Origin of the sequence: Saccharopolyspora sp. NPDC002686 (assembly GCF_040295745.1) — a bacterium.
GTDB lineage: Bacteria > Actinomycetota > Actinomycetes > Mycobacteriales > Pseudonocardiaceae > Saccharopolyspora > Saccharopolyspora oryzae.
In genome coordinates, this window is the sequence record NZ_JBEOVY010000016.1 from 1 (window position 1) to 20195 (window position 20195).

22 protein-coding genes are annotated in these 20195 nt (G+C 63.8%); 6 read left to right on the forward strand and 16 right to left on the reverse strand.

The features are described 5' to 3' along the window. Positions 1-183: 183 nt before the first annotated feature. From ABTZ89_RS03875 to ABTZ89_RS03895, 5 genes are read right to left on the reverse strand one after another with little or no spacing between them, the layout of a single operon-like run. A complete protein-coding gene (locus ABTZ89_RS03875; RefSeq protein ID WP_270953826.1) occupies positions 184-420 on the reverse strand; it encodes a phosphopantetheine-binding protein in 237 nt (78 codons plus the stop codon). A 22-nt stretch (positions 421-442) separates the two neighbouring features. Beyond that, positions 443-1096, reverse strand: coding sequence for an isochorismatase family protein (locus ABTZ89_RS03880; RefSeq protein ID WP_270953825.1), 654 nt, complete (start codon positions 1094-1096; stop codon positions 443-445). 41 nt (positions 1097-1137) lie between these two features. Then, positions 1138-2766 carry a (2,3-dihydroxybenzoyl)adenylate synthase gene (locus ABTZ89_RS03885; protein ID WP_351039788.1) on the reverse strand — a complete coding sequence of 543 codons (1629 nt, stop codon included), beginning with the start codon at positions 2764-2766 and terminating at the stop codon, positions 1138-1140. Between the two features lie 11 nt (positions 2767-2777). Next, the gene (dhbC, locus tag ABTZ89_RS03890; RefSeq protein ID WP_351039791.1) at positions 2778-4022 is read right to left on the reverse strand and encodes an isochorismate synthase DhbC; all 1245 of its coding nucleotides are present in this window, start codon (positions 4020-4022) and stop codon (positions 2778-2780) included. Between the two features lie 28 nt (positions 4023-4050). Next, on the reverse strand, positions 4051-4827 hold the full coding sequence (locus ABTZ89_RS03895; RefSeq protein ID WP_351039793.1) for a 2,3-dihydro-2,3-dihydroxybenzoate dehydrogenase: 777 nt from the start codon (positions 4825-4827) through the stop codon (positions 4051-4053). Between the two features lie 155 nt (positions 4828-4982). On the opposite strand from ABTZ89_RS03895, the gene ABTZ89_RS03900 reads away from it, so the two are divergent. Next, positions 4983-5687, forward strand: coding sequence for a nucleotidyltransferase domain-containing protein (locus tag ABTZ89_RS03900; protein ID WP_351039796.1), 705 nt, complete (start codon positions 4983-4985; stop codon positions 5685-5687). 195 nt (positions 5688-5882) lie between these two features. Here the strand turns inward: ABTZ89_RS03900 and ABTZ89_RS03905 are convergent, their stop codons facing one another. After that, positions 5883-7211, reverse strand: coding sequence for a carboxyl transferase domain-containing protein (locus ABTZ89_RS03905; protein WP_351039799.1), 1329 nt, complete (start codon positions 7209-7211; stop codon positions 5883-5885). Beyond that, entirely contained in the window at positions 7204-8640 is a 1437-nt protein-coding gene (locus tag ABTZ89_RS03910; protein WP_351039802.1) for an acyl-CoA synthetase, read from the reverse strand. Before ABTZ89_RS03910 ends, ABTZ89_RS03905 begins: the two co-directional genes overlap by 8 nt. 149 nt (positions 8641-8789) lie before the next feature. On the opposite strand from ABTZ89_RS03910, the gene ABTZ89_RS03915 reads away from it, so the two are divergent. Further along, positions 8790-9512 (forward strand): FadR/GntR family transcriptional regulator, encoded by a 723-nt coding sequence (locus tag ABTZ89_RS03915; protein ID WP_270949671.1) that lies wholly within the window; start codon positions 8790-8792, stop codon positions 9510-9512. 280 nt (positions 9513-9792) lie between these two features. On the opposite strand, the gene ABTZ89_RS03920 is transcribed toward ABTZ89_RS03915, so the two are convergent. Further along, complete coding sequence (locus ABTZ89_RS03920) at positions 9793-10893, reverse strand: helix-turn-helix domain-containing protein (protein WP_351039806.1); 1101 nt, start codon at positions 10891-10893, stop codon at positions 9793-9795. 453 nt (positions 10894-11346) lie between these two features. On the opposite strand from ABTZ89_RS03920, the gene ABTZ89_RS03925 reads away from it, so the two are divergent. From ABTZ89_RS03925 to ABTZ89_RS03935, 3 genes are read left to right on the forward strand one after another with little or no spacing between them, the layout of a single operon-like run. After that, entirely contained in the window at positions 11347-11607 is a 261-nt protein-coding gene (locus ABTZ89_RS03925) for a hypothetical protein (protein WP_351039809.1), read from the forward strand. Between the two features lie 8 nt (positions 11608-11615). Beyond that, positions 11616-12269: a hypothetical protein gene (locus ABTZ89_RS03930; protein WP_351039812.1), complete on the forward strand. Its 654-nt coding sequence runs from the start codon at positions 11616-11618 to the stop codon at positions 12267-12269. Continuing rightward, on the forward strand, positions 12266-12613 hold the full coding sequence (locus ABTZ89_RS03935) for a hypothetical protein (RefSeq protein WP_351039814.1): 348 nt from the start codon (positions 12266-12268) through the stop codon (positions 12611-12613). Before ABTZ89_RS03930 ends, ABTZ89_RS03935 begins: the two co-directional genes overlap by 4 nt. A gap of 48 nt (positions 12614-12661) precedes the next feature. Here the strand turns inward: ABTZ89_RS03935 and ABTZ89_RS03940 are convergent, their stop codons facing one another. Then, positions 12662-13588 carry a hypothetical protein gene (locus ABTZ89_RS03940; RefSeq protein WP_351039817.1) on the reverse strand — a complete coding sequence of 309 codons (927 nt, stop codon included), beginning with the start codon at positions 13586-13588 and terminating at the stop codon, positions 12662-12664. Positions 13589-13655: 67 nt separating this feature from the next. Here ABTZ89_RS03940 and ABTZ89_RS03945 point away from each other — a divergent pair, with 67 nt between their 5' ends. Then, positions 13656-14387, forward strand: coding sequence for a hypothetical protein (locus ABTZ89_RS03945; protein ID WP_351039820.1), 732 nt, complete (start codon positions 13656-13658; stop codon positions 14385-14387). A gap of 228 nt (positions 14388-14615) precedes the next feature. Here ABTZ89_RS03945 and ABTZ89_RS03950 read toward each other — a convergent pair whose 3' ends face one another. From ABTZ89_RS03950 to ABTZ89_RS03975, 7 genes are all read right to left on the reverse strand, one after another. Next, complete coding sequence (locus ABTZ89_RS03950) at positions 14616-14990, reverse strand: hypothetical protein (RefSeq protein WP_351039823.1); 375 nt, start codon at positions 14988-14990, stop codon at positions 14616-14618. Between the two features lie 307 nt (positions 14991-15297). After that, the gene (locus ABTZ89_RS03955; RefSeq protein ID WP_351039826.1) at positions 15298-15660 is read right to left on the reverse strand and encodes an HNH endonuclease; all 363 of its coding nucleotides are present in this window, start codon (positions 15658-15660) and stop codon (positions 15298-15300) included. 44 nt (positions 15661-15704) lie between these two features. Further along, a complete protein-coding gene (locus ABTZ89_RS38910) occupies positions 15705-15893 on the reverse strand; it encodes an FDXHR family putative zinc-binding protein (protein ID WP_502949508.1) in 189 nt (62 codons plus the stop codon). Positions 15894-16172: 279 nt separating this feature from the next. After that, positions 16173-16946 carry a hypothetical protein gene (locus ABTZ89_RS03960; RefSeq protein WP_351039829.1) on the reverse strand — a complete coding sequence of 258 codons (774 nt, stop codon included), beginning with the start codon at positions 16944-16946 and terminating at the stop codon, positions 16173-16175. Positions 16947-17502: 556 nt separating this feature from the next. Beyond that, entirely contained in the window at positions 17503-17736 is a 234-nt protein-coding gene (locus tag ABTZ89_RS03965) for a helix-turn-helix domain-containing protein (RefSeq protein ID WP_351039832.1), read from the reverse strand. Between the two features lie 1077 nt (positions 17737-18813). Beyond that, positions 18814-19848, reverse strand: coding sequence for an AAA family ATPase (locus ABTZ89_RS03970; protein ID WP_351039835.1), 1035 nt, complete (start codon positions 19846-19848; stop codon positions 18814-18816). A gap of 130 nt (positions 19849-19978) precedes the next feature. After that, positions 19979-20131, reverse strand: coding sequence for a hypothetical protein (locus ABTZ89_RS03975; protein WP_170210131.1), 153 nt, complete (start codon positions 20129-20131; stop codon positions 19979-19981). Between the last annotated feature and the right edge of the window lie 64 nt (positions 20132-20195).

The following is a 20195-nucleotide window of genomic DNA, read 5'->3' on the forward strand; positions in this document are numbered from 1 at the left end:
TTGAAACTGCAGATCCCACCCACGGCGGAACACAGTTACAATTGAAACTGCCACCCCGGCGTGTCGGGACCCCGGCGTGTCGGGACCTGTGGACAAGTTCCGGGTCCTGTGGAGAACTTCCGCAAATTCAATGGAAATCGGACGTCCGATTTCCATTGAATTTGCGTCACCTCGGACGGAGCGTCACCGGACCTTGGGTTCGAGGACCGTCCACCAGTCCTCGAGGGTGGGGCGTTCGGCCAGGTCGGCGAAGGTGATCTGGACGCCGAGGCGGCGCCACTTCTCCACCAGGGTCATGATCCGGACCGAGTCCAGGCCCCAGTCCATCAGGTTCTCGTCGTCGGTGAGCTCCGCCGGGTCCTCGTAGAGCAGCTCGGCGACCTGCTCCCGGACGTCTTCCAGCGTCAACTTCTGCGACATCGCACGCACTCCCACTAAATCGTCAGGCCACTTCGGACTCTCGGACCGCGAGGTCCTGCGCCAAGCGATGTGCGGTGTCGACCACGCCGCACCGCTTGGCCGCGTAGGTCAGCGCCATCCGGTGCTCCTCCGCGGAGAAGTCCGCGACCCCGTCGGCGACCAGGAACGCCTGGACCTCCTGCTGGAAGGCCTCGGCGGCGGTCATCAGGCAGCCGATGTGGGCGTAGATCCCGGTGATGATCAGCTGATCGCGTCCCCAGCCCCGCAGCAGTTCGCGCAGTTCGGTGCGCTGGAACGCGCTGTAGCGCCACTTGGTCAGCAGCACGTCGTCGGCGTCCGGCGCCAGCTCGTCGATGATCGCCTCCTGCGCCGGGTCGGCGACTCCCGGCCCCCACCACTCCAGCTGCAGGCCGCGCTGCTCGGGCGTCTGACCGCCGGGCTGCGCGCAGTACACCACCGGGACACCAGCCGCTTTCGCGCGCTCGCGGAGCAGCCGGATGTTCGGCACGACCTGGTCCAGCGGTTCGCCGTCCGCGGGGAAGGCGTTGACGAAGTGCCGTTCCATGTCGTGGATCAGCAGCACCGAGCGGTCCGCGTCGGGCCGCCAGGCCACGCGGTTCTCCGGCAGCTCGTCCTGGTCCGGGACGCGGTACGGGGCGATGGTCGGAAGCGCCACGGGCGACCTCCTTCTGTGTCGGTGATCGGTCGTTGCGGATGTCAGCGACGGCGGAGTTCCGGCACCAGCTCGCGGCTGATCGCCTCGCGGAGGTCGCGCTTGCTGACCTTGCCGACGCCGGTCTGCGGGAACTGCTCGACGAATTCGACCCGGTCCGGCACCTTGTAGGCGGCCAGCCCGCGCTCGCGGACGAACTTGATCAGCTCGCGGGCCTTCGGCGGGGTTCCGCGCGGAACCACGAACGCGCAGCTGCGCTCGCCGAGGTAGTCGTCGGGCATGGACACCACGGCCGCGTCGTGGACCGCGGGGTGCGCCAGCAGGTGGTTCTCCACCTCTTCGGCCGCGATCTTCTCGCCGCCGCGGTTGATCTGGTCCTTCGCGCGGCCTTCCACGACGATGTTGCCCGCCGCGGTGAGCCGGACGACGTCGCCGGTGCGGTAGAAGCCTTCGGGGGTGAAGGCCTTCGCGTTGTGCTCGGCGGCCCGGTAGTAGCCGCGGATGGTGTAGGGCCCGCGGGTGAGCAGGTGCCCGGTTCCGCCCGGCGGCACCGGGTTGTCGTCGTTGTCCACGACCAGCAGCTCGTCGTCGGGTGAGATCGGCCTGCCCTGGGTGGTGAGGACGACGTCCTCCGGGTCGTCGAGCCGCGTGTAGTTCACCAAGCCCTCGGCCATGCCGAAGACCTGCTGCAACGTCGCACCGAGCACGGGCTTGACCCGGCGCGCGACTTCTTCGCTGCACTTGGCCCCGCCGACCTGCAGGACCTCCAGGCTGGACAGGTCGTGTTCGGTGCTGCCGGCCGCGTCCAGCCACACCAGCGCCAGCGGCGGGACCGCGGCGGCCAGCGTGACGCGCTCGCGCTCGATCAGCGGGAACACCTCGTCCGGGCTGGGACGGCGGGCCAGCACCACGCGCCCACCGGCGTGCAGGACGCCGAACGTGCCGGGCGAACTCATCGGGAAGTTGTGCGCGATCGGCAGCGCCCCGAGGTAGACGGTGTCGGCCGTGACGCCGCAGATCTCGTTGCTGGCGCGGAAGGAGTAGATGTAGTCGTCGTGGGTGCGCGGGATCAGCTTCGGCACCCCGGTGCTGCCGCCGGACAGCTGCAGGAACGCCAGGTCGCCGGGTTCGGGCCCGTCCAGCTCCACCGGTTCGGCGTCCACTTCGGACAGCGCGGTGAGCTCGCCGGGCTCACCGGCGATGAACACCCGCAGGTCCGGCAGCTTCGCCACCACCTCGGCGGCCAGCTCCCGGTGGTCGAAGCCGGCTTCGACGTCGGTGGTGATGTAGGCGGCGGCCTCGCTGAACTCGCAGAAGTAGGAGACCTCGGTCAACCGGTGCGACGGCAGCGCGAAGACCGGCACGGCGCCGAGCCGGAACAGCGCGAAGCAGACGTCGAAGAACTCCGCGATGTTGGGCAGTTGCACGACGACGCGATCGCCCTTGCCGATGCCGGTCTCGCGCAGCCCGGCCGCGAGCCGGTCGGCGCGCACGTCGAGCGCTCGGTAGGACACCTGGCGCTCGCCGTCGACCACGGCGATGCGGTCGGGGTGCTCGGCCGCGCGTTCGCGCAGCATCTGGCCGAAGGTGTAGCCGCGCCAGTAGCCCGCCGCGCGGTAGCGGTCGGCGAACTCCGGCGGCCAGATCGGGTGGTCCGGAAGCGGTGCGGTCATCTCCAGTCCCTTCAGACTGCCTGGTCCAGGCCCATCGCGGACAGCGCGGTGCGGAACTTCGCGGAGGTCTCGGCGAGTTCGTCGGCGGGGTTGGAGCCCGCGACGATGCCCGCTCCGGCGTAGAGCCGCAGCGACTCGTCCTCGACGTCGGCGCAGCGGATCGCCACGACCCACTCGCCGTCCCCGGAGGCATCGCACCACCCGACCATGCCCGCGTAGTAGCCGCGCTCGAAAGGCTCGGTCTCGGCGATGACTTCGCGCGCCCGCTGCACCGGGGTGCCGCACACCGCCGGGGTCGGGTGCAGCGCGTCGGCCAGTTCCAGCGACGAAGTCGCGGGATCGCGCAGCTCGCCGGTGACCTCGGTCGCCAGGTGCCACATGGCGTTGGTGCTGATCACCGACGGCTCGGGCACCGTCAGCTCGCGGCAGTACGGGCGCAGCGCATCGGCCACCGCCTCCACCACGGCCGCGTGCTCGCGCAGATCCTTGTCCGATGTGGACAGTTCGGCGGCGCGGCGCCGGTCCTCGACCGGGTCGGTGCTGCGCGGGCGCGATCCCGCCATCGGATTGGAGCGGACCTTCATGCCGCGTCGCGACACCAGGAGTTCGGGGCTCGCGCCGAGGAAGGTGCGCTGCAGCCTCGGCTGCAGGCCGAAGCTGTCGCGGGTGCCGTCCTCGCCGCGCCGCGGCAGGTCCACCGCGAAGGTGTAGCTGGCCGGGTCGGCCAGGGCCAGGTTCTGCAGCACGGTGCGCACGTCGATGGGCTCGGCGGCGGTCAGCTCCAGCGACCGGGCGAGCACCACCTTGCTCAGCTCGCCGTCGTCCAGCCTCCGCAGCACTCGGCTCACACCGCGCTCGTACTCGCCCGGCGCGGGCACCGCGCGGACCTCGCACTCGGGAGCACCGCTGCGGGGGCTCTGCGGCACCATGACGTTCAGCGGGTCGGCGTGGAACACCTCCTCCGGCAGCACCAGGTGCGCGGGCAGGTTGTTGCCGAAGGGCACCGCGCCGACGACCACCGGGTTGCGGTGGCCGAACTCGGCTGCGCTGGCGAAGAACTCCGCGACCCGCTTCGGCAGGTTCTCCCGCGCGTACTGGGTTTTCGGGACCGTCGCGGAGACTCCGCGGGCCAGCGTCACGCCGCGCGGCGTGGAGAACAGGAACGACGAGCCCGCCTCGTAGGCGGCCAGCAACCGCGCCGCCGCATCGTCCGCGACGAGGCCCAGGCTGTCGATATCGCTGTCGATCGTGGTCATGGCAACCTTTCGGGGTTCGCGGCAGGAGTCAGGCGCGCAGCGTGGCGCCGCCGTCGACGTACAGGTCGTGCATGGTGATGTGCTTGGCCTGCTCGGAGGCCAGGAAGACCACGGCGTCGGCGATGTCCTCGGGGGTGGCCAGCTTGCGCAGCGGGATGCCGACCTTGAACGCCTCCGGCGAGCCGGCGATGACCCGTTCCGCGCCGCGCTCGTCGGTCCACATGCCGCGCTGCATGTCGGTGTCGGTGGAGCCGGGGGCGACGACGTTGCAGCGGATGCCGTGCTCGGCCAGCTCCAGCCCGAGCGACTTGGTGAACATCGTGGCCGCGGCCTTGGACGCGGCGTAGGCGGCCATGCCGTGCCGGGGCACGCCCGCAGCGTTCGAGCTGACCGTGACGATCGAGCCGCGCTTGCGGGGGATCATGCGCTCGGACACCGCACGGGAGAAGTTGAACACCCCGGTGGTGTTGACCGCGAAGGTCCGCTGCCAGTCCTCGTCGGTGATCTCCTGCACGGTCCCCACCTGGAGCACCCCGGCGACGTTGGCCAGGACCTCGACCGGCCCGAGCTCGGCCTCAGCCTGCTCCACCACCTCGGCGGCGGCCGCCGCGTCGGCCACGTCAGCCTGGAACGCCCGCACCTGGTCACCCAGCTCCGCGGCGACGGCCTCGACCTGCTCGGAGTTGCGGTCCACCGCGGCGACGGTGGCGCCGAGCTCGACCAGCGCTCTGGTCACCGCAGCGCCGATGCCCTGGCCTGCGCCTGTCACGATGGCGACCGCGCCGCCGATCCCCGTCCGGTTCATCGCACCTTCTGAAAACTCAGGCTAGCCTAACCTTTGTCAGGCGAGCCTGAGTTTAGAACACGGAAGTGCCCAGATCGCCCCACCAACCAGGTGGCATTGATCACCGACCGCGACGATCGGCGGTTCTCCCGCACCCCGGGTCGAGGTAGAACGACGTGGTGGACGCAGACCCGATCGCCTCAGCGCGCCGCCTTGCCCAGCAGGAGTTCGGCTCAGCCCGCCTGGTGATCGTGGGCGGCAGCGTCCTCACACCCCGCCGCACGGCGACATCGGACCTGGACGTGGTGGTGGTCACCGCACCCCGGGACCAGCCGACGCGCAGGTCGCTGACCTGGGAAGGCTGGCCGGTCGAGGTGCTGGAGCACGACGAGCGGAGCCTCGCGGCCTACTGCGCCGACAACCTCGAACGCCGCTGGCCAGGCATCCCACGGCTGATCGCCGAAGGCGCGATCGTGACCGACCCCGACGACCTGGGAACCCGTCTCCGAGCGGAGATGCGCGAACGCCTGGCCGCCGGGCCAGCACCCGCCACGACCGCAGAGCTCGACGCCCACCGCTACGAGCTGACCGACCTCCTCGACGACCTCACCGGCAGCACCGACCCGGCCGAAACGACCTTCACAGCTGCCCGCGCACTCACCAAGACCGCGCAACTCGCCCTCCTCGCGGCACGCCACTGGCAAGGCACCGGCAAATGGCTCCTCCGCGAACTCCGAGACCACGACCCCGACCTGGCCGACCGCCTCGCCACCTCGCTCACCAACCCCACCCGCCTCGCGGCGATCACCCGAGAAGTCCTCGACAGCGTCGGCGGCCCCCTCCGCGAAGGCTACGAAGTCACCGACCCCCGAAACCCCTGAGCGGTCCAACAAGGCCCGGACTGGGGATGAGCCGAAAGTGCTCGTTGTGTTCTCAGCGCGGGATGCTGCCCGTGGCAAGCCGACGGTGAAGACACCTGGTCTTCCGACGCGCGGATCTGCGGTGTGCCCGTGAGTACTTTGGGTCGTTGTGGCAGCCCAAAGTGCTCACGGGTCCTGGGCAGCGGGCGCGCGGCTTCAGGGGGCGAGGCCTTGGACGAAGCTGTGGTTCAGGAGGTCTTGGGGGCGTAGTTGGAGGTGGGTGGCCAGGTCTGGGACTTCTGCCGGGTCTCTCTTGAGGATTGCTGCGCTGGATTCCGGGGCTATTACTGCGAAATAGGCGTCTGCGGTGATCCAGGTGCGGTCCGGTGACGCCAGGGCGAGGGCTCCGCCGGAGCCGCCCTCGCCGATGACCAGGGTGGTGATCGGGGTTTCGGCGTCGGCGACCGCGGTGAAGACCTCGGCGATCGCTGGGCCGATCGCGGCCTGTTCGGCCGCGGCATCGTTGGCCGCGCCTGGGGTGTCGACCAGGGTCAGGACCGGGATGTCGAGCTGGTCGGCGAGTCTGATCAGGCGGGCTGCGGTGCGGAATCCCGCTGGGGTGTTGGGGGTTCCGGTTTGGGCGGCGTAGGCGATCGTGCGGCCTTCATGCTCGCCGAATCCGCAGAGCATGCTCGCATCGCGGCCGCCCACCCGGTCTCCGCTGATCTCGAAGCGGGTGGCGAAGTAGGCGTCCAAATAGGACTGAGCACGGGGGCGATCGGCGGCTCGTGCTCGTTGGACCGCTTCCCAGCCGGTGGCCGGTGGTTCGGCGCTGGCCAGCGACTTCGGCACCGGGGCGGGGTCCGGCGACTGCTGCGGCTGCAGCATCCGCACCAGGTCGGCGAGCACCGACGGCAGTTCGGCGGGATCGACGATCCGGTCCACCTGGCCGTCGTCGAGCTTGCCCTCCGCGCTGAACGCCTCGCCGGTGTCGGTGGCGCTGCGCACGCGGCTGCCGCCGAAGGCGACCGCCGCGCCGGGCTCGGCCAGCACCACGTCAGCGGCTGCCGACAGCGCCGCCCACATGCCGCCGGTCGTCGGATTGCGCAGCACCGTGATGTGGGCGATCCCCTCGCGACGTGCCAGCAGGCACGCTCGGGCGATCTCCTGCAGCTGCCGGAGCGCGCAGATCCCTTCCTGCATGCGGCTGCCGCCGGAGGCCACCAGCGAGATCACCGGCAGCCGCAGCTCCCCTGCCCGCTCGAACGCCGCCACGATCCGCGCGCCGGCCGCCTCCCCCACCGATCCGCCGAGGTAGGCGAAGTCGAACGCGACCAGCACCGCCGACCGCTCCCCGACCTGGGCACGACCGCAGAGCACCGACTCGTCGGCGCCGCTGCGGTCGGTCGCGCGAGCGCGCTGGTCGTCGTAACCCGGCCAGCCCAGCGGGCCGTCCACCGCGTCCCGGACCGCCGGGGGCTCGAACTCCTCGAACCCCCGGCCGATCGCCTCGACCAGCGCGCGAGCCGCGCTGTGCTCAGCCATGCTGCAAGGCCTTCTTCTGCACCTTGCCCATCTCGTTGCGCGGCAAGGCGTCCAGGTAGCGCACCTCGCGCGGCCGCTTGTGCGGGGTGAGCAGCCGGGCCACGTGGTCGACCAGCTCCTGGTCGGCCACCTCCTGGCCGGGGGCGCGCACGATCCAGGCCACGATCCGCTCGCCCAGGTCGGCGTCAGGTTCACCGGTGACCGCGACCTCGGCGACCGCCGGGTGCTCCAGCAGGCAGTTCTCGATCTCGCCCGCACCGATCTTGTAGCCGCCGCTCTTGATGATGTCGGTGGCCTTGCGCCCGACGATGCGGATGTAGCCGTCCGGGGCCCGGGTGGCCACGTCGCCGGTGCGGAACCAGCCGTCGGCGAAGGCCGCCTCGGTGGCGTCGGGGCGGTTGAGGTAGCCGCTGAACAGGTTCGAGCCGCGGATCAGGATCTCGCCGACCGTCTCGTCGTCGCTGGCCTCGATCTCCGCGCCCTGCTCGTCGACCAGCTTGAGCTCGACCCCGGCGAACGGGCGCCCCACGTAACCGGGTCGGCGGTCGCCGTCGGCGCGCACGCCGCAGTTCATGATCGTCTCGCTCATGCCGTAGCGCTCGACGACCCGCTGCCCGGTCAGCCGCTCGATCCGCTCGTGCTCGACCGCGGGCAGCGCCGCCGAACCCGACACGAGCAGCCGCGCCTTGCCGACGGCCTTGCCGATCTCCGGGTCGCGCTCGGCGTCCTCGGCCAGCCGGTGGTACATGGTCGGCACGCCGAACATCATGGTCGCCGACCCGGCGAGCTCCTCGGCGATGGCGGCGGAGGAGAACTTGCCCAGGTGGTGCACGGTGCCGCCCAGCCGCACCGGTCCGAGCGTGCCGAGGATCAGCCCGTGCACGTGGAACAGCGGCAGGGCGTGCGCGAGCACGTCGCGCTCCGTCCACTCCCAGGCCTCGGCGAGCGCGTCGAGGTTGGCGCTGATCGCGCGGCGCGGCAGCACGACGCCCTTCGGCGGACCGGTGGTGCCCGAGGTGTAGACGATCAGCGCCGGGGCGCTCTCGTCGGCCTCCGGCGGCAGCTCACCGCCGCGGGCGCTCAGGTCGACCTCGTGCACCTGGATCCCGCCGAGACCCTCCGGCGCCCGGAACCCGGGTGCGGCCAGCAGCAGTTCCGGCTGGCTGTCGTTGAGGATGTGCGCGAGTTCGCGCTCCCCCACCTTCGGGTTGATCGGCACGACCGCAACGCCCGCGCTGAGCCCGCCGATGACGGCCGCGCAGGTCTCGAGCTCGTTGGTCGCCCACACCGCGACCCGCTCGCGACCGGCGACCCGTTCGGCGATCGCGGCGGCCACCCCGGCCAGCTCCTGGTAGTTCAGCGCCCGCGCGCCGAAGCGCAGCGCCTCCTTCTCGTCCGGCTGCCGCAACTTCGGGAACAGCACGGTCACCTCCACGATCGTCCGAGCATTGGTCCACTGGCTCATCCACTTTTGCCCGCCGGCCAGGCGTCGTCAAGCGTTCTGTGGCCAAATTGGCTCAGCCACTCGTCCACGGTGCTAGCCTGGCCACCGCCCGCTCCCCTACCTGGAGGAACCCGGTGTCCGACGCCCTGCGCCCGCTCGCCCGCCCTCGCCTGTACGAGCAGGTCGTGCAGCGGCTGCGCGAGCACGTCGCCGCCTCCGGGCTGCGCGCGGGCGACCGCCTGCCGCCGGAGCGCAAGCTCGCCGAGCAGCTCGGCGTCAGCCGCGCCTCGGTCAAGCAGGCCATCGTGGTACTCGAGGTGCAGGGGCTGGTCGAGGTCCGGCACGGCGGCGGCACCTACCTGCGGCGCGAGTCGCTGGACGTCGAACCGGTCGACGAGCTGGTGGCCCGCAAGCGCCGCCTCCCCGACGTGCTCGACGCCCGCGAAGCGCTGGAGACCAAGCTCGCCGAACTGGCCGCGCAGCGCCGCACCGAAGACGACCTGGCCGAGATCGACGCAGCCCTGGCCGACATGCGCCGCGAGATCGCCGACGGCGAGCTCGGCAACGAGGGCGACCGCCGGTTCCACGCAGCGATCACCGCCGCCGCGCACAGCTCCCTGCTCGCAGACTTCATGCGCACCATCGCACCCGAGATCGCCGAAAGCCGCCAGGAATCCCTGCGCCAGCCGGACCGCCCGAGCAAGTCCCTGACCCAGCACGAACGCATCGCCGAAGCGATCCGGGCAGGCGACGCCCGCGCCGCGGTCACCGCGATGCGCCGCCACCTCCGCACGGTCAGCCGCGTCCGCCTCCTCAGCTGGGACCCCGACGCCGACCCCACTCCCCCGGAAGCGTGAGGCGGTCGATTTCGCGAGAAACCGACCACTACCCGGGCGAATCCCGCCGAAACGCTCGAATGTGACATCTCCCCTGGTCAAGCCCCGTGAGCACTTTGCGGTGCTATAGCGCCCCAAAGTACTCACGGGCCGCCACCTGCGGAAATGCTGCTGCGTCACCCCAGGCGTGGTCAATTTCGCGTACACGCTTACCGGATTTACACATAAACCAGGGGTAACCCTGGGTGCGTTCCAGCAGCTCAGAGCCTAGACAGTAGCCCCGGGCCGCGTAGGTCCGGGGCTACCGCCCTGGTATCAACCGCTGCACGGCATCAAGCCGCGAGTCTGTACGCGCAGACGGCATCACTGCCGCGTACGACCGACCACGCTCGATCGATGCTCGGGCCGCGTCGAAGTCCAGCGCCTTAACATGCGATTCCGCCAACCACGAGAGGTAGAGCGCCACCTCACGAGCGTGTTCCGGCGGGTAGCTCTCGATCGCAGCCGACAGCAGCGGTTCCGCTTCCGCTGGCCTGCCCAGCTCGATCAGGCAGCGTCCCGCCATGACGTCGATTTCGGCTCTGTTGAGCCAATAAACCCACTCAGGCTCTCCACCTGTGCTCTGGTCGAAAGCGTCGTCTACCGCGTCCAGCGCGCGCCACGTCGCGGACTCGTCTCCTGACTTCGCCGATGCCCAAGCCACCCGCTCTAGGAACAAGGCACGGACTGCCGGAGTAGCGCCGTCCGCACCCATGACAGCGGTTCGAGCCAGCAGAGCAGCATCCGCAGGGTTTCCGACATTGGCCATTTGGTAGCTCAGGCTGGACAGGAGTTGCGCTCCAAGAACCTTGTCCTGAGCTTCATTCGCCGCTGCTACACCCGAGAGGTAGAACCGCTCTGCCTGCCGATACTGGCCCGCGTCGCTAGCTACCCAGCCTGCTAGTTGGGCCAGCTCTCCCACTGCGGTGAACAGCCTCTTGCCGACGGGCTCGGTGAAGCTCGCTGAGCGAACCAGGCTCTCAGCGTCTCCCAGCTCCTTGAAGATGACTGGCCCTAACTCGTCACTGCTCACGGTGTCGTCTAGGTGCCTGAGATCCACTACGCGAGTTTCAAGCTCACCAGCAAGGGACGTACCTACCTTCCGTCCCGAGCTTGCCTGCACGGCCATGGGAGAGGCTGAGACAAGCCACTCATGTGCTACCCGCAGGGGATCACCAGGAGCAGGACTCAGGGGAACTCCAAGCGTCTGCTCGTAGGCAGTCACTACGTCAGCAGCGATGGACCGCCTACCAGTCTCGATCATGGACAGGTAGGACTTGGTGAAGTGGGTCCGCTCAGCCATTCGACTAAGGCTCAGCCCTGCTGCCTCCCGCGCCGCGCGGAGATCTGCTCCTGTGCTCACGGCTCCCCCTTGTGAACCCTTGTGAACGGCTGAACTCTACCGCTTACGGCCGGTAACTCCGATGCTACTTACAGGCGGCCCGTTGGTTCGAGACCCCCGACCGGCTAGCGGGCCGCCTTTCCAAGCAACACAGGAGGCACGAGTGTGGACACGATTCAAACAGTGGAAAACACGACACAGAGAACGACGGGAGATGCTGCGGAAGCGTGTTCGGGTCCACCTGTAGCCGCTGCCCGGAACCTCTGGACAGACCTGTACGGGATTGTCCACGAGAAGCAACCAGGATCGCGCACAACGTCCAGGTGCGGACGGCAAATGGGCATCACCAACGACGGACACCCGCGCCGTGGCTGTGACGACTGTGTCCGGGAGTCAATCCGCGAATACGCATTGACCCACGACTGCATGAAAGAACGCTGCTGGGAGCAAGTAGCAAACTAACGGAGGTCCTCAATGGCGGGCGTAGAAGAAATTCGAGCAGGCATCTCACTGGCTACTCAGAAAGCCCAAGAGAGCATGGCGGCCATTCAACAGGCGATCTTGACCCTTGAAGAAGGCCAGCAAGCCCTAGCGGCTGCAACTCAGGGTAGCGGACAGGAAGAATCCCAACAGGCCCAGGGGCTGCTCAGTGAAGCCATACAAACCCTGTCAGGGGTCCAGGGCACCATCAACGCCAGCACGCAAGCAGCAGAAGGGTACGCAAGCAGACTGTAAAGGCGCGTATGAGCGTTGAAGAGGTAGCCAACGGATTAGACAGAGCCAGCCAACTTCTACCGATACAGGCACTCCAGGTAGCTCAGAGCTTGCTGGAGGAAGCGACTCAATCACTTTACTCGGTCGCCGCAGAGAGCAACGATCCTGAATTTGCAGAGGTTTTCGAGAGCTGGCAGCGCTCCGCCTCAGAAATAGAACGAGCCTCTCAGCTCTGCACCGAGGTAAAGAACAGGATCGCCGCTTACCGCGCGTCGATTGTAGGCAGCGGAGAGAGCCCTGGCGCAGCACAAGACCAGAAACCCACCAACGACAAGCCGGCTAACCGGGCCGAAATTGACTCGAACAAGTTCAAATATTTCTTTGGCAAAGTCAAGTCCAACGATCACAATGAAAACCGATCGAACCAGAACATTGACGAGCTGAGCAGGATCCGCATCTACGACACACCTGAAGGTCATGACACGCTCAAACGCCACCTTGAGGATGCGGTAAGCACTAATGACAACATCAAGCGGACATTCTCGAACGAATGGGGAACCTATCAGGTCCGAGACTCTCTGCTAGCTGGCCCTGGCGGGTTCCTCCAGCTCGAAACAACTTGGCACGTGACGGACCAAGGGCTACGGTTGACTACGATGATCCCGAAGAGAGGGAAGAAATGACCGACACGATGAGCATCCCCAAGGAACAGGAGTTCCTTGACCAGTTCGGGGAAGCTCCCGAAGCCCTGGACGAACCTTGGATTCAGCGCACTCAGATCGAGTCCGAGAATGGCACGCTGGAACTGAGCTACGACGCTATCCAACGGTCCGTTCAGTTCGTTTGGCGTCAAGCCGATGACGTTCTCTGGCACTTCGTACGCGAGTGTGCAACTGCCCTGAGCATCCGCGCGGAGAATCAAGAGACACACTTCATCGCAGAGTTCGAGACTGAGGAGTTGTCCGGCGAGGTTGATGTCAGGGTCTACCCGCGGATCGCAATCAAGGACTCTTCACTCCGGAGCTAACACTCAGTTCTACAAGCCCCCGGGATGATTCCGGGGGCTTTGTCATGCCTACGACCCGAGTAGGTCCAAGCAAAATCCGATAAACACAAAAATAAAAGCCACCCATCGAATCGGATGCCCCGGGTGGTCTTTCCGGAAAACATCCGCCGCTTTCAAGAGTACTGCCTGTGAAAAATACGCCAGCAACGTTATTGGAACAAGTACAGCCTGAAATAACACCCAAACAAAGGAGCTTGTAATAATGAAAAGCATCGAAAGCGCATTCGCAACTTCCACAAAACCAGACTCCTCCACAACACCCAAAGCAAAGAACAGCCACGTTATGATGCCAGTGACAAGAGCCCATGGAATCAGGAACACCAATGAACGGCGCGTCATATTGGATCTTAGCGGAAGGAAGTTTGAGCGCATGATCCACTCAAATGTATCTCCACCCACAGGAAGGAACGAGAAGATAACTTCGTATCGGCACCCGCGAACTCTGTAAAGGAGTAGAAGCCACTCTGGAGGAATGGAGAATGACAGGGCTTGCCCGAATGCAACACCCATTAAACCATAGAGAAAGACAAGTCCAAGTAGGCCGACAGCGTGTAACACAAACGGAGCGTCGTCCCCGATCCCCTCTTGAAAAGCGGGGATCCCAACGAGCATTCCTGTGCCAGCGAATCCCACGGAAAGCGTAAGAACGAGATCGCTTTGCCGTGTCGTATCCCACTTGACTGGGATACTCAACCGCCACCAAGATCTCGCCTTTCGCCAGAGGCACTTCCCTACACGTTGTGTAGAGTCTCCCCACTCGCGTAGGCGCTGTGGGCCAATGAGGTCGAGAACAATAGCAGCCCCGCCGATAAACTGAAGACACTTCCCAATCCTGGCCCAATACAACATCGGACAGCCGTACATGGTGAAGTTCTCTAGCTTCTGACCGGACAACCACAGCCCAACGGCCTCCCAGAAACCGACGTCTTGCACCACGCGCGTAGCCACCTCCCCAGTCAAGGAGGCAACTGTATCGCATTGATCAAGACGCTATATTGTCTACATGGTCGATCATCTAGTCATAGCCGCCGCTTCCGATGTGAAGTGGACGGAAATAGTCAGCTCATCCTCTGCCGTCGGTTCAGCCCTCATCGCTGCAACTGCGGCTACATTTGCCTACCGGGCCTATCGCAAGCAGGCGGCACAGCTAGAGCTCGCACAGAAGCACGATCTGCGATGGCAAGCGTCGAAGGTGACTGGATGGCTAGCAGACATAACTCACGGCTACGCAGGAGATGTGCAAGCCGGAAATCTTGACGCCACGATCAAGTTGGCGTTCTGGTTTGTGAACGCCTCAGACCTTCCTGTCTACGACGTCCACGTCTATGGCGAAGGGATCGACGGCGAAGTGCGAAGGATAGCCAAGTTCGGATACCTACTGCCGACAGAAGAACCCATTACTAACCCATTGGATAGGGACGCCTTTCGTGAGAGCTTCAAGAGAGCAAAGGAACTATACGAATCCTTGCCGCCCGAGGCCAAGGATTTCGATAGATTTAAATATCAACGCGATAAACTCCGGTTTGCCATGTCACCACACAGGAATCAGCAAGGGAAGCAACCGGACTTCTCTGTAGAGGCACTTAATATGGTAGAGGCCGCGAATCGTTTGATTCTACAGCAGATCGCGGCAGAATCTCGGAGGCTAAAGGAGAACTTCCGCATCGAATTTCGCGACTGCGAAGGGCGACGCTGGTGCCGCAGCGCCAACGGTGAGCTGACTACTCTTGAATAGGTGTAGCACGCACAGCGCGCGGAGAATTGTTCACGCTTGGCACTCCAAGCGCCTCCTGGTACAGCTTCGCCACGTCCACGGCAGGTTCACCGTCAACGGTTGTCACGTAGTCCAGCCAGTCAGTACCCGGCGAAGGTTCCCGGCCGAATACCCGACGTCACGCCTCGCGGGCTTCGCTAATCCGGGCTTCCCGAGGATCATGCTTCTTCGAATTCGAGCGGTACGGCTTCATTGCTTCCCCCAGCGTGCATTAGCGGCCTTGCGGCCAACCTCGGAGCGGGTTAGCTTCCGAACCGTTCCGGTGTCATCTGATTCTTCGTCTTCCAGATCCGGAATCTTGAGCTGCTTCAGCAAGCTCGCCTGAGTGCTTCGGTGCTGCCGAATCTCGGTGACCAACGGAGAAGCTACCTCCTGCCCCATTGATCCTTTAACGATCAGCGGGGCATCCTTCAGAGCGTCTTCTAGCCGTTGGATTAGGTCAGCCTCTCGGCAGGCTGATTCGAGCACTGCGAGTTCATCCGGACGTAGTTCATAGTCAGAACAAATGCCTTTCCAGAGCCGTTGACCTGCCGAACCCAGGTTCTTTGGTGCACGTTGTGCCACTTGGTTTACCTCACTTGGACATGAGAAAAGCCCCGGACCAGGGAGGGCCGAGGTTCAAACTTCCGCGATATGAAAAATGCAGGCGCATGCGAAGCATCGAGACGGGCTGGCGCTATACCTGGCCGATCTAGAAAGCCCCCAGGGGGAACCTCCCCTGGGGGTCGCAGCAAGCCTATTCAGAATGTCACTCACAGATTCCCGCAACTCAAACCGAAAATCAAACTCAATCTCTGCGCGCTGCGACACACACTCAGCACAACCTAGCCAATGCCAACCCACTAACCACACGCGCGAGTCTCGCGCTTACCTACTGCGAACTCTTATCCCTGCGTCCTGGGTGACGCTCTGGTCTGCGCTTGCGTAGCGCACTCAAACGCGCACGTGCGATCCCGCTAGCCTTTGAACCCTCTAGGGCTGATTTGCGAGCGTGGCACACAGAACAGACAGCCCTGAGATTGTCTGGGCTGTGATTGTCTCCCGCTTGGATATGGTCGACTTCAGTAGCGTGGATTGAACACGCTGGGCCGTTGATCTGGCAGGTGTTTTTATCTCGCCTGAGTACTTGAGCCCGGAGGGCTCTCCAGTTCGGCGGCAATCGTTTGGATCGGGAGGAATTTTCCCAGCTCTCCCGCTTGGGTGGTTTCATGATGATTCCTTCAGCTGAGACCATACACGGAGAATCACTATCCGATCGCCGGCTGGCACCCAACGTATTTAGCTCTCTCGGTGAGTCCAAATCCCATTGACTACGTCTAACCCGAGCTTGCTCGGTTCTCTACACCGTGACCGAATACGGTGTTTGTCGAACGTGGTTACTCCGCTGAACGTCTGGTGACACCCGGAGCAGTGACACCGGCTCACGCCAGTCCAACGGGATGAGCAACCACCACAGGTAATCTCCAATGCAATGCCTCTCTTTGGGGTCAGCTGGGGCCATACGCGGCCCGAAAGTCTCTGGGGGTACTTCGGGGTACCCCAAGGCGGGAGAGCCGCCCAGAGACGCGGTAGGACTCTGGGCGACTCCCGATCAGTCGTCCGCTGGTTCGGCAGGCTCAGCAGGCGGGCCGGACGTCTCAGAGAACATCCGGCCGACTACCGCCCACTGCACACGGTCGGAGTCCAGCTGACTCCCAAGGAACTCCGCCCAAGCCTGTTCGGGGCTACGGCCAACGCTGGCCATGCTCAGCTCCCCAGCGGGTGAGTCAGGTTCAGGTCTGCCCCGTAGTAGGGCAGAGCAAGGAACGGCATCAGGTCGCGAATCGGCCGGATCGCATCGACACCGAGGGCAGCAAGCTTGACCATGTGGCCAGCGTTCACAATCTGCTGCTGACTGGTGTCGGGACCAGCAAGCCGCTTCACCTCATCCTCGTACTGGCCGGGGTGCTCCTTGTCCGGGTCACCTTCGATGAAACTCAGAGCAGAACCGAGAGACTGATACACCGAGTAAATCGGCGCTAGCGGCTTTGCAGCCTCGCGAGAATCAACCAGTGCGTTCAGCTGCTCCCCGGTGTAACTCCCGACCTCGGAGAATCGCCCCTCTCGGACACCCTGAAGCCCAAGAGCGTTCTTGGTGAACTCCGGGGCAACCTGGTTGAACATCTTGCAAAGCTGAGCGAACAGGCCCTTTTCGTGTTCCATGAACACGGTCTGAAGTCGCGCAAGCTTGGCCTTGTTCACCTCAGCACGGAAGTAAGCATCCTTTTCCGCGATGGCAGCGAGCATGTACGACTGGGCGAACTCGGTCAGCGAATCACCGAAGTCCTTCGGGGTAGCGTTCGCAAGCTTCTTGTGTACCGCGCGATGGTCAGCAAGCTCAATCGGCTGGTCTGCGAACTCGATAGCCTCAGCGATCGAATCGGGGACGGTAACCCCCAGGCTCTTCAGCTGGCGGTAGACCGAGCGGTACCGAGCGATCGGGGCTTCAGTGGCAATGCTGGCGTTGGCAATATCGGACACAGTTGGTGCCTTTCAGGGCTGAGAGCTTCACAGAAGCTCGTAGATGGGTTGGAGATACCTCGGGTTTCCCCGAGGAAGTCAGGACGCTCTCAGCAGCTCTGAGAGCTCTTACGATCAGGAACGTTCCAAGTGGACAGACGCTGACTCTCTGACCTGTGAAAACAGTCCCCGCGGCTTCAGCCGGCGGTTACGTTTCCCCTGGTCAACGGCTTACGCCTCGTTCAGCTTCTGCGGCCAGATTCGGACTCGGCCTGATCGGTAGATGCGTTTCGCTCCGTGCGGGTTAGTCCGGAGACTCTGATTCAATCTCTTCCATAATCTCTGCGACACAGGGACGGCAAGCTCCGCTCTCGTATTCGTCTCGCCAGAACAGAGGCTCAGCGCCACATACGGCGCACTCAGCGCGTCGCGCTCGGTACTGTTCGAGTAGCCGTCTCAGCGTCGGCTGTTCAGCGTCTGCCATTCGTACCTGAGTCGCTTCTGTAGTTTCGCCACCCTCGACTGAAGCTCTTCAAACATCTTGTGGTTTGGCCGTTCGTTAGTGCTTCTCCAGTTCTTACGCGGCATCGCTGGTGTCCTTTCGCAGAATCTTGGACACGTGGATACCGAGAGCCTGAGCGAGCTTGCCCAGGTTTCCCGCTGCTGGCTTTCGAGCACCAGCGGAATACGCGGACACAGACGCAACGGTCACGCCCATTTGCTCCGCAATCTGGGTGTATGTCTTGCCGGTGGCCGCCAGAGCCTCACGGATCTTGGCGGTATCCCCCGGGCCTTCTGGACGACCACGCATAGAACCCTCCTAAATGTTTAAGTTGAAATCAGGGCAAACAAAAATCCCCCGAGGGGCACCTGTAAAGGTGCCTCCCGAGGGCTTCAGCTATGAGGAACGCAGACAGAGCTATCTACACCTCGCGGCAGCTTCTCACTCTCTGCTTTCCCCTCTCAATAGTTACTATGTACTCCGAACATATTGTTAGGGCGCTTTGGCTCTATCCAGTGACAAGGCTCACCATCCTCGTAGCCCTTCCTTTCGGTCATCTATTCCCGGCCGGAAGTGCGGCGAGTTTCTCCGCGTCCCGAAGTCCCTAGCGCCTTTCGGCCTCCCACGCTTGCCAGGTTCGGGAACTGGCCTACCGAGCTTGCGGTAATTCTCATCCCTGAGCTTGTTCCTTCCCGATCGCGACTTCTGCATCCGCTCCCTGGCAGCCGCGTTGTCGGCCCGGTATCGGGCCTCACGACAACCAGCGCAGTACTTCCGGTTTCCGTGTTTGGGTATCCAGGTGGAGCAGTCTAGGCACTGCTCCGCTTGGTACCTACTTCGGTAATAGACCAGGGACAGGTACCTAGTCCCTGGAATGATCCGACGCTTTCCCTCAGCGTCGGTTGTCATGTTTGAGTACTTGATACAGGTCCAGACGACAACGGGAGTTGTCTTCATAAACTAGTCTCCTTTCGTAGTTAACTGACATCAACCAGGTATCTCTCCACGAAGTGGAGAACCGTAGGAGATACTTGATAGTTGACTTCTAAGAGCTAACTTCGGTTAGCTCTCCTCGGTTTACTGACATCGGCTCTAGCGCATCACCCGCAGCGAAGCGGAACAGCGGGTGAGGTGTTTAGGCCGCTGAAGTTGACCCCAGCGGCTTAGTCACGACAACGGGTTTAACGGCTTCGCCTAACCCGTTGATTCTGCTAGAGCCGATATTGGGCAGACCCGAAAAGGTCTGCCTTGGTCAAGGCTCACTCTCGTTCGCCTTGTTATCCCCCACCCGTTGGCACGCTGTAGCGCGCTGAAGGTAGTTAGTGGGGGGTGGTGTGAGGGACGAACACCTACAGGGGGGGGGGACACCACCACTACCAGTTCCCACTACTTGCTCTTGTGCGACCAGATGGCGGCCGAACCGTCGCCGGTACGGTCCAACAGCTTGGCCAGGGCACCGCGCATGAGCTGTTCCTTACACGTGGCCTGCGACTTGCTGAACTTCTCGGATAGAGCCGATGCGGTCGCATTCAGTCCCTTTCCCTGGCAGTTGTCCACCACCCAGCGCGCCATATCGGCACGTTCGTCGTAGGTGTCCTTACTACGCTTCTCCTTGGGCTTCTCCTTGGGCTTCTCCTTGGGCTTCTCCTCCACCTCTGACGTGGCCCAGGGACCACGGTTCAACACCCGGTAGGCCGGACCTGCCAGGGGCTCCGCTACGAGCTGCTGAGGCTGACTCAGCGCGTTGGACTGAATCACCAGCGCGGTATTTCCTCCGCGCAGGTTCCGGCGGTTGGACTGTCGAACCTGAATCCACGCTCGCGACTTCTGAACTGCGGTAGACGTACCCATTGGGGAAGCTCCCGCAACCACCCTGCCTTTCTCCGATTCGTGGTGAAGAATGACCACGGGAACACCTCGGTTCGTGAGCTTGGTCAATCCATCGAACACCGTGGTAACCGTGCCTGATTCGTTCGTGTCGCCGGTAACCCCTTGCAGGTTATCGACCACCACGAAATTGAATCCCTCGGTAAAAAGGTGATCAGCTAGTGCCTCCCATTCGTCAACCCTGGCAGTTCGGCCAACGTGGAAGATTCCTAGTTCTGCCTCTTCCGGCAGTTCCGGGTAAATACGTTCAGCGTATTCCTCATCCGAACCGGGATCCGTCCAGAGGATCGCAGGACGCCAAACCTTGGTGCGATTGGTCGGCTGCATCCCGAGGAATTCCCGCCCATCAACCATGAGTGAGAGCAGCATCGAAGAAACCAAGTAGCTCTTACCGACGTTACTCCGCCCGTAAATCATCGTCACCGAGGAACACACCGTGTCGGGAAATACCCACTTCTCGGACTGCTGAGATCGTAGCCAAGCTTCCTTGAGAGTTGTTCGAGGGAATCGGGTGACGATGTCAATCGTGGTCAATTCAGTCCTTTACTTGTTGGGAGTCCGCCGGAACCATTCCGGCGGCGTGGCGCGGTAGAACCGAATCCGATCCGATGGATTCTCCCGCTTCGCCTGCGCCGGATTCATTCAAATATGACCTAGCGTTGGCTTATTTCTCCCGTTCCACAAGATCGAACGTCCGACCATCGGCGCCGACCATGCGGCCGTTGCTGTCGAATGTGATCAGGCCCTCGGCGACCAGGTCTATCGCTTCCTGGTACATCTCCGGGTTACTTTCCTTCAGATTGTCCAGCCACTTCATGGGCTTAATCTTTTTGCGTCGCTGTTTCCTGTTCACTGAGTCTCTCCTGTTCTAAATCGGGCAG

What these genes read in the sequence shown, in the direction of transcription:
- ABTZ89_RS03875 (WP_270953826.1), bottom strand. Translation starts at nt 420, where the DNA reads ATGTCGCAGAAGTTGACGCTGGAAGACGTCCGGGAGCAGGTCGCCGAG.
- ABTZ89_RS03885 (WP_351039788.1), bottom strand. Translation starts at nt 2,766, where the DNA reads ATGACCGCACCGCTTCCGGACCACCCGATCTGGCCGCCGGAGTTCGCC.
- dhbC (WP_351039791.1), bottom strand. Translation starts at nt 4,022, where the DNA reads ATGACCACGATCGACAGCGATATCGACAGCCTGGGCCTCGTCGCGGAC.
- ABTZ89_RS03895 (WP_351039793.1), bottom strand. Translation starts at nt 4,827, where the DNA reads ATGAACCGGACGGGGATCGGCGGCGCGGTCGCCATCGTGACAGGCGCA.
- ABTZ89_RS03905 (WP_351039799.1), bottom strand. Translation starts at nt 7,211, where the DNA reads ATGGCTGAGCACAGCGCGGCTCGCGCGCTGGTCGAGGCGATCGGCCGG.
- ABTZ89_RS03925 (WP_351039809.1), top strand. Translation starts at nt 11,347, where the DNA reads ATGGCGGGCGTAGAAGAAATTCGAGCAGGCATCTCACTGGCTACTCAG.
- ABTZ89_RS03930 (WP_351039812.1), top strand. Translation starts at nt 11,616, where the DNA reads ATGAGCGTTGAAGAGGTAGCCAACGGATTAGACAGAGCCAGCCAACTT.
- ABTZ89_RS03935 (WP_351039814.1), top strand. Translation starts at nt 12,266, where the DNA reads ATGACCGACACGATGAGCATCCCCAAGGAACAGGAGTTCCTTGACCAG.
- ABTZ89_RS03945 (WP_351039820.1), top strand. Translation starts at nt 13,656, where the DNA reads ATGGTCGATCATCTAGTCATAGCCGCCGCTTCCGATGTGAAGTGGACG.
- ABTZ89_RS03955 (WP_351039826.1), bottom strand. Translation starts at nt 15,660, where the DNA reads ATGGTCTCAGCTGAAGGAATCATCATGAAACCACCCAAGCGGGAGAGC.
- ABTZ89_RS03965 (WP_351039832.1), bottom strand. Translation starts at nt 17,736, where the DNA reads ATGCGTGGTCGTCCAGAAGGCCCGGGGGATACCGCCAAGATCCGTGAG.
- ABTZ89_RS03975 (WP_170210131.1), bottom strand. Translation starts at nt 20,131, where the DNA reads ATGAAGTGGCTGGACAATCTGAAGGAAAGTAACCCGGAGATGTACCAG.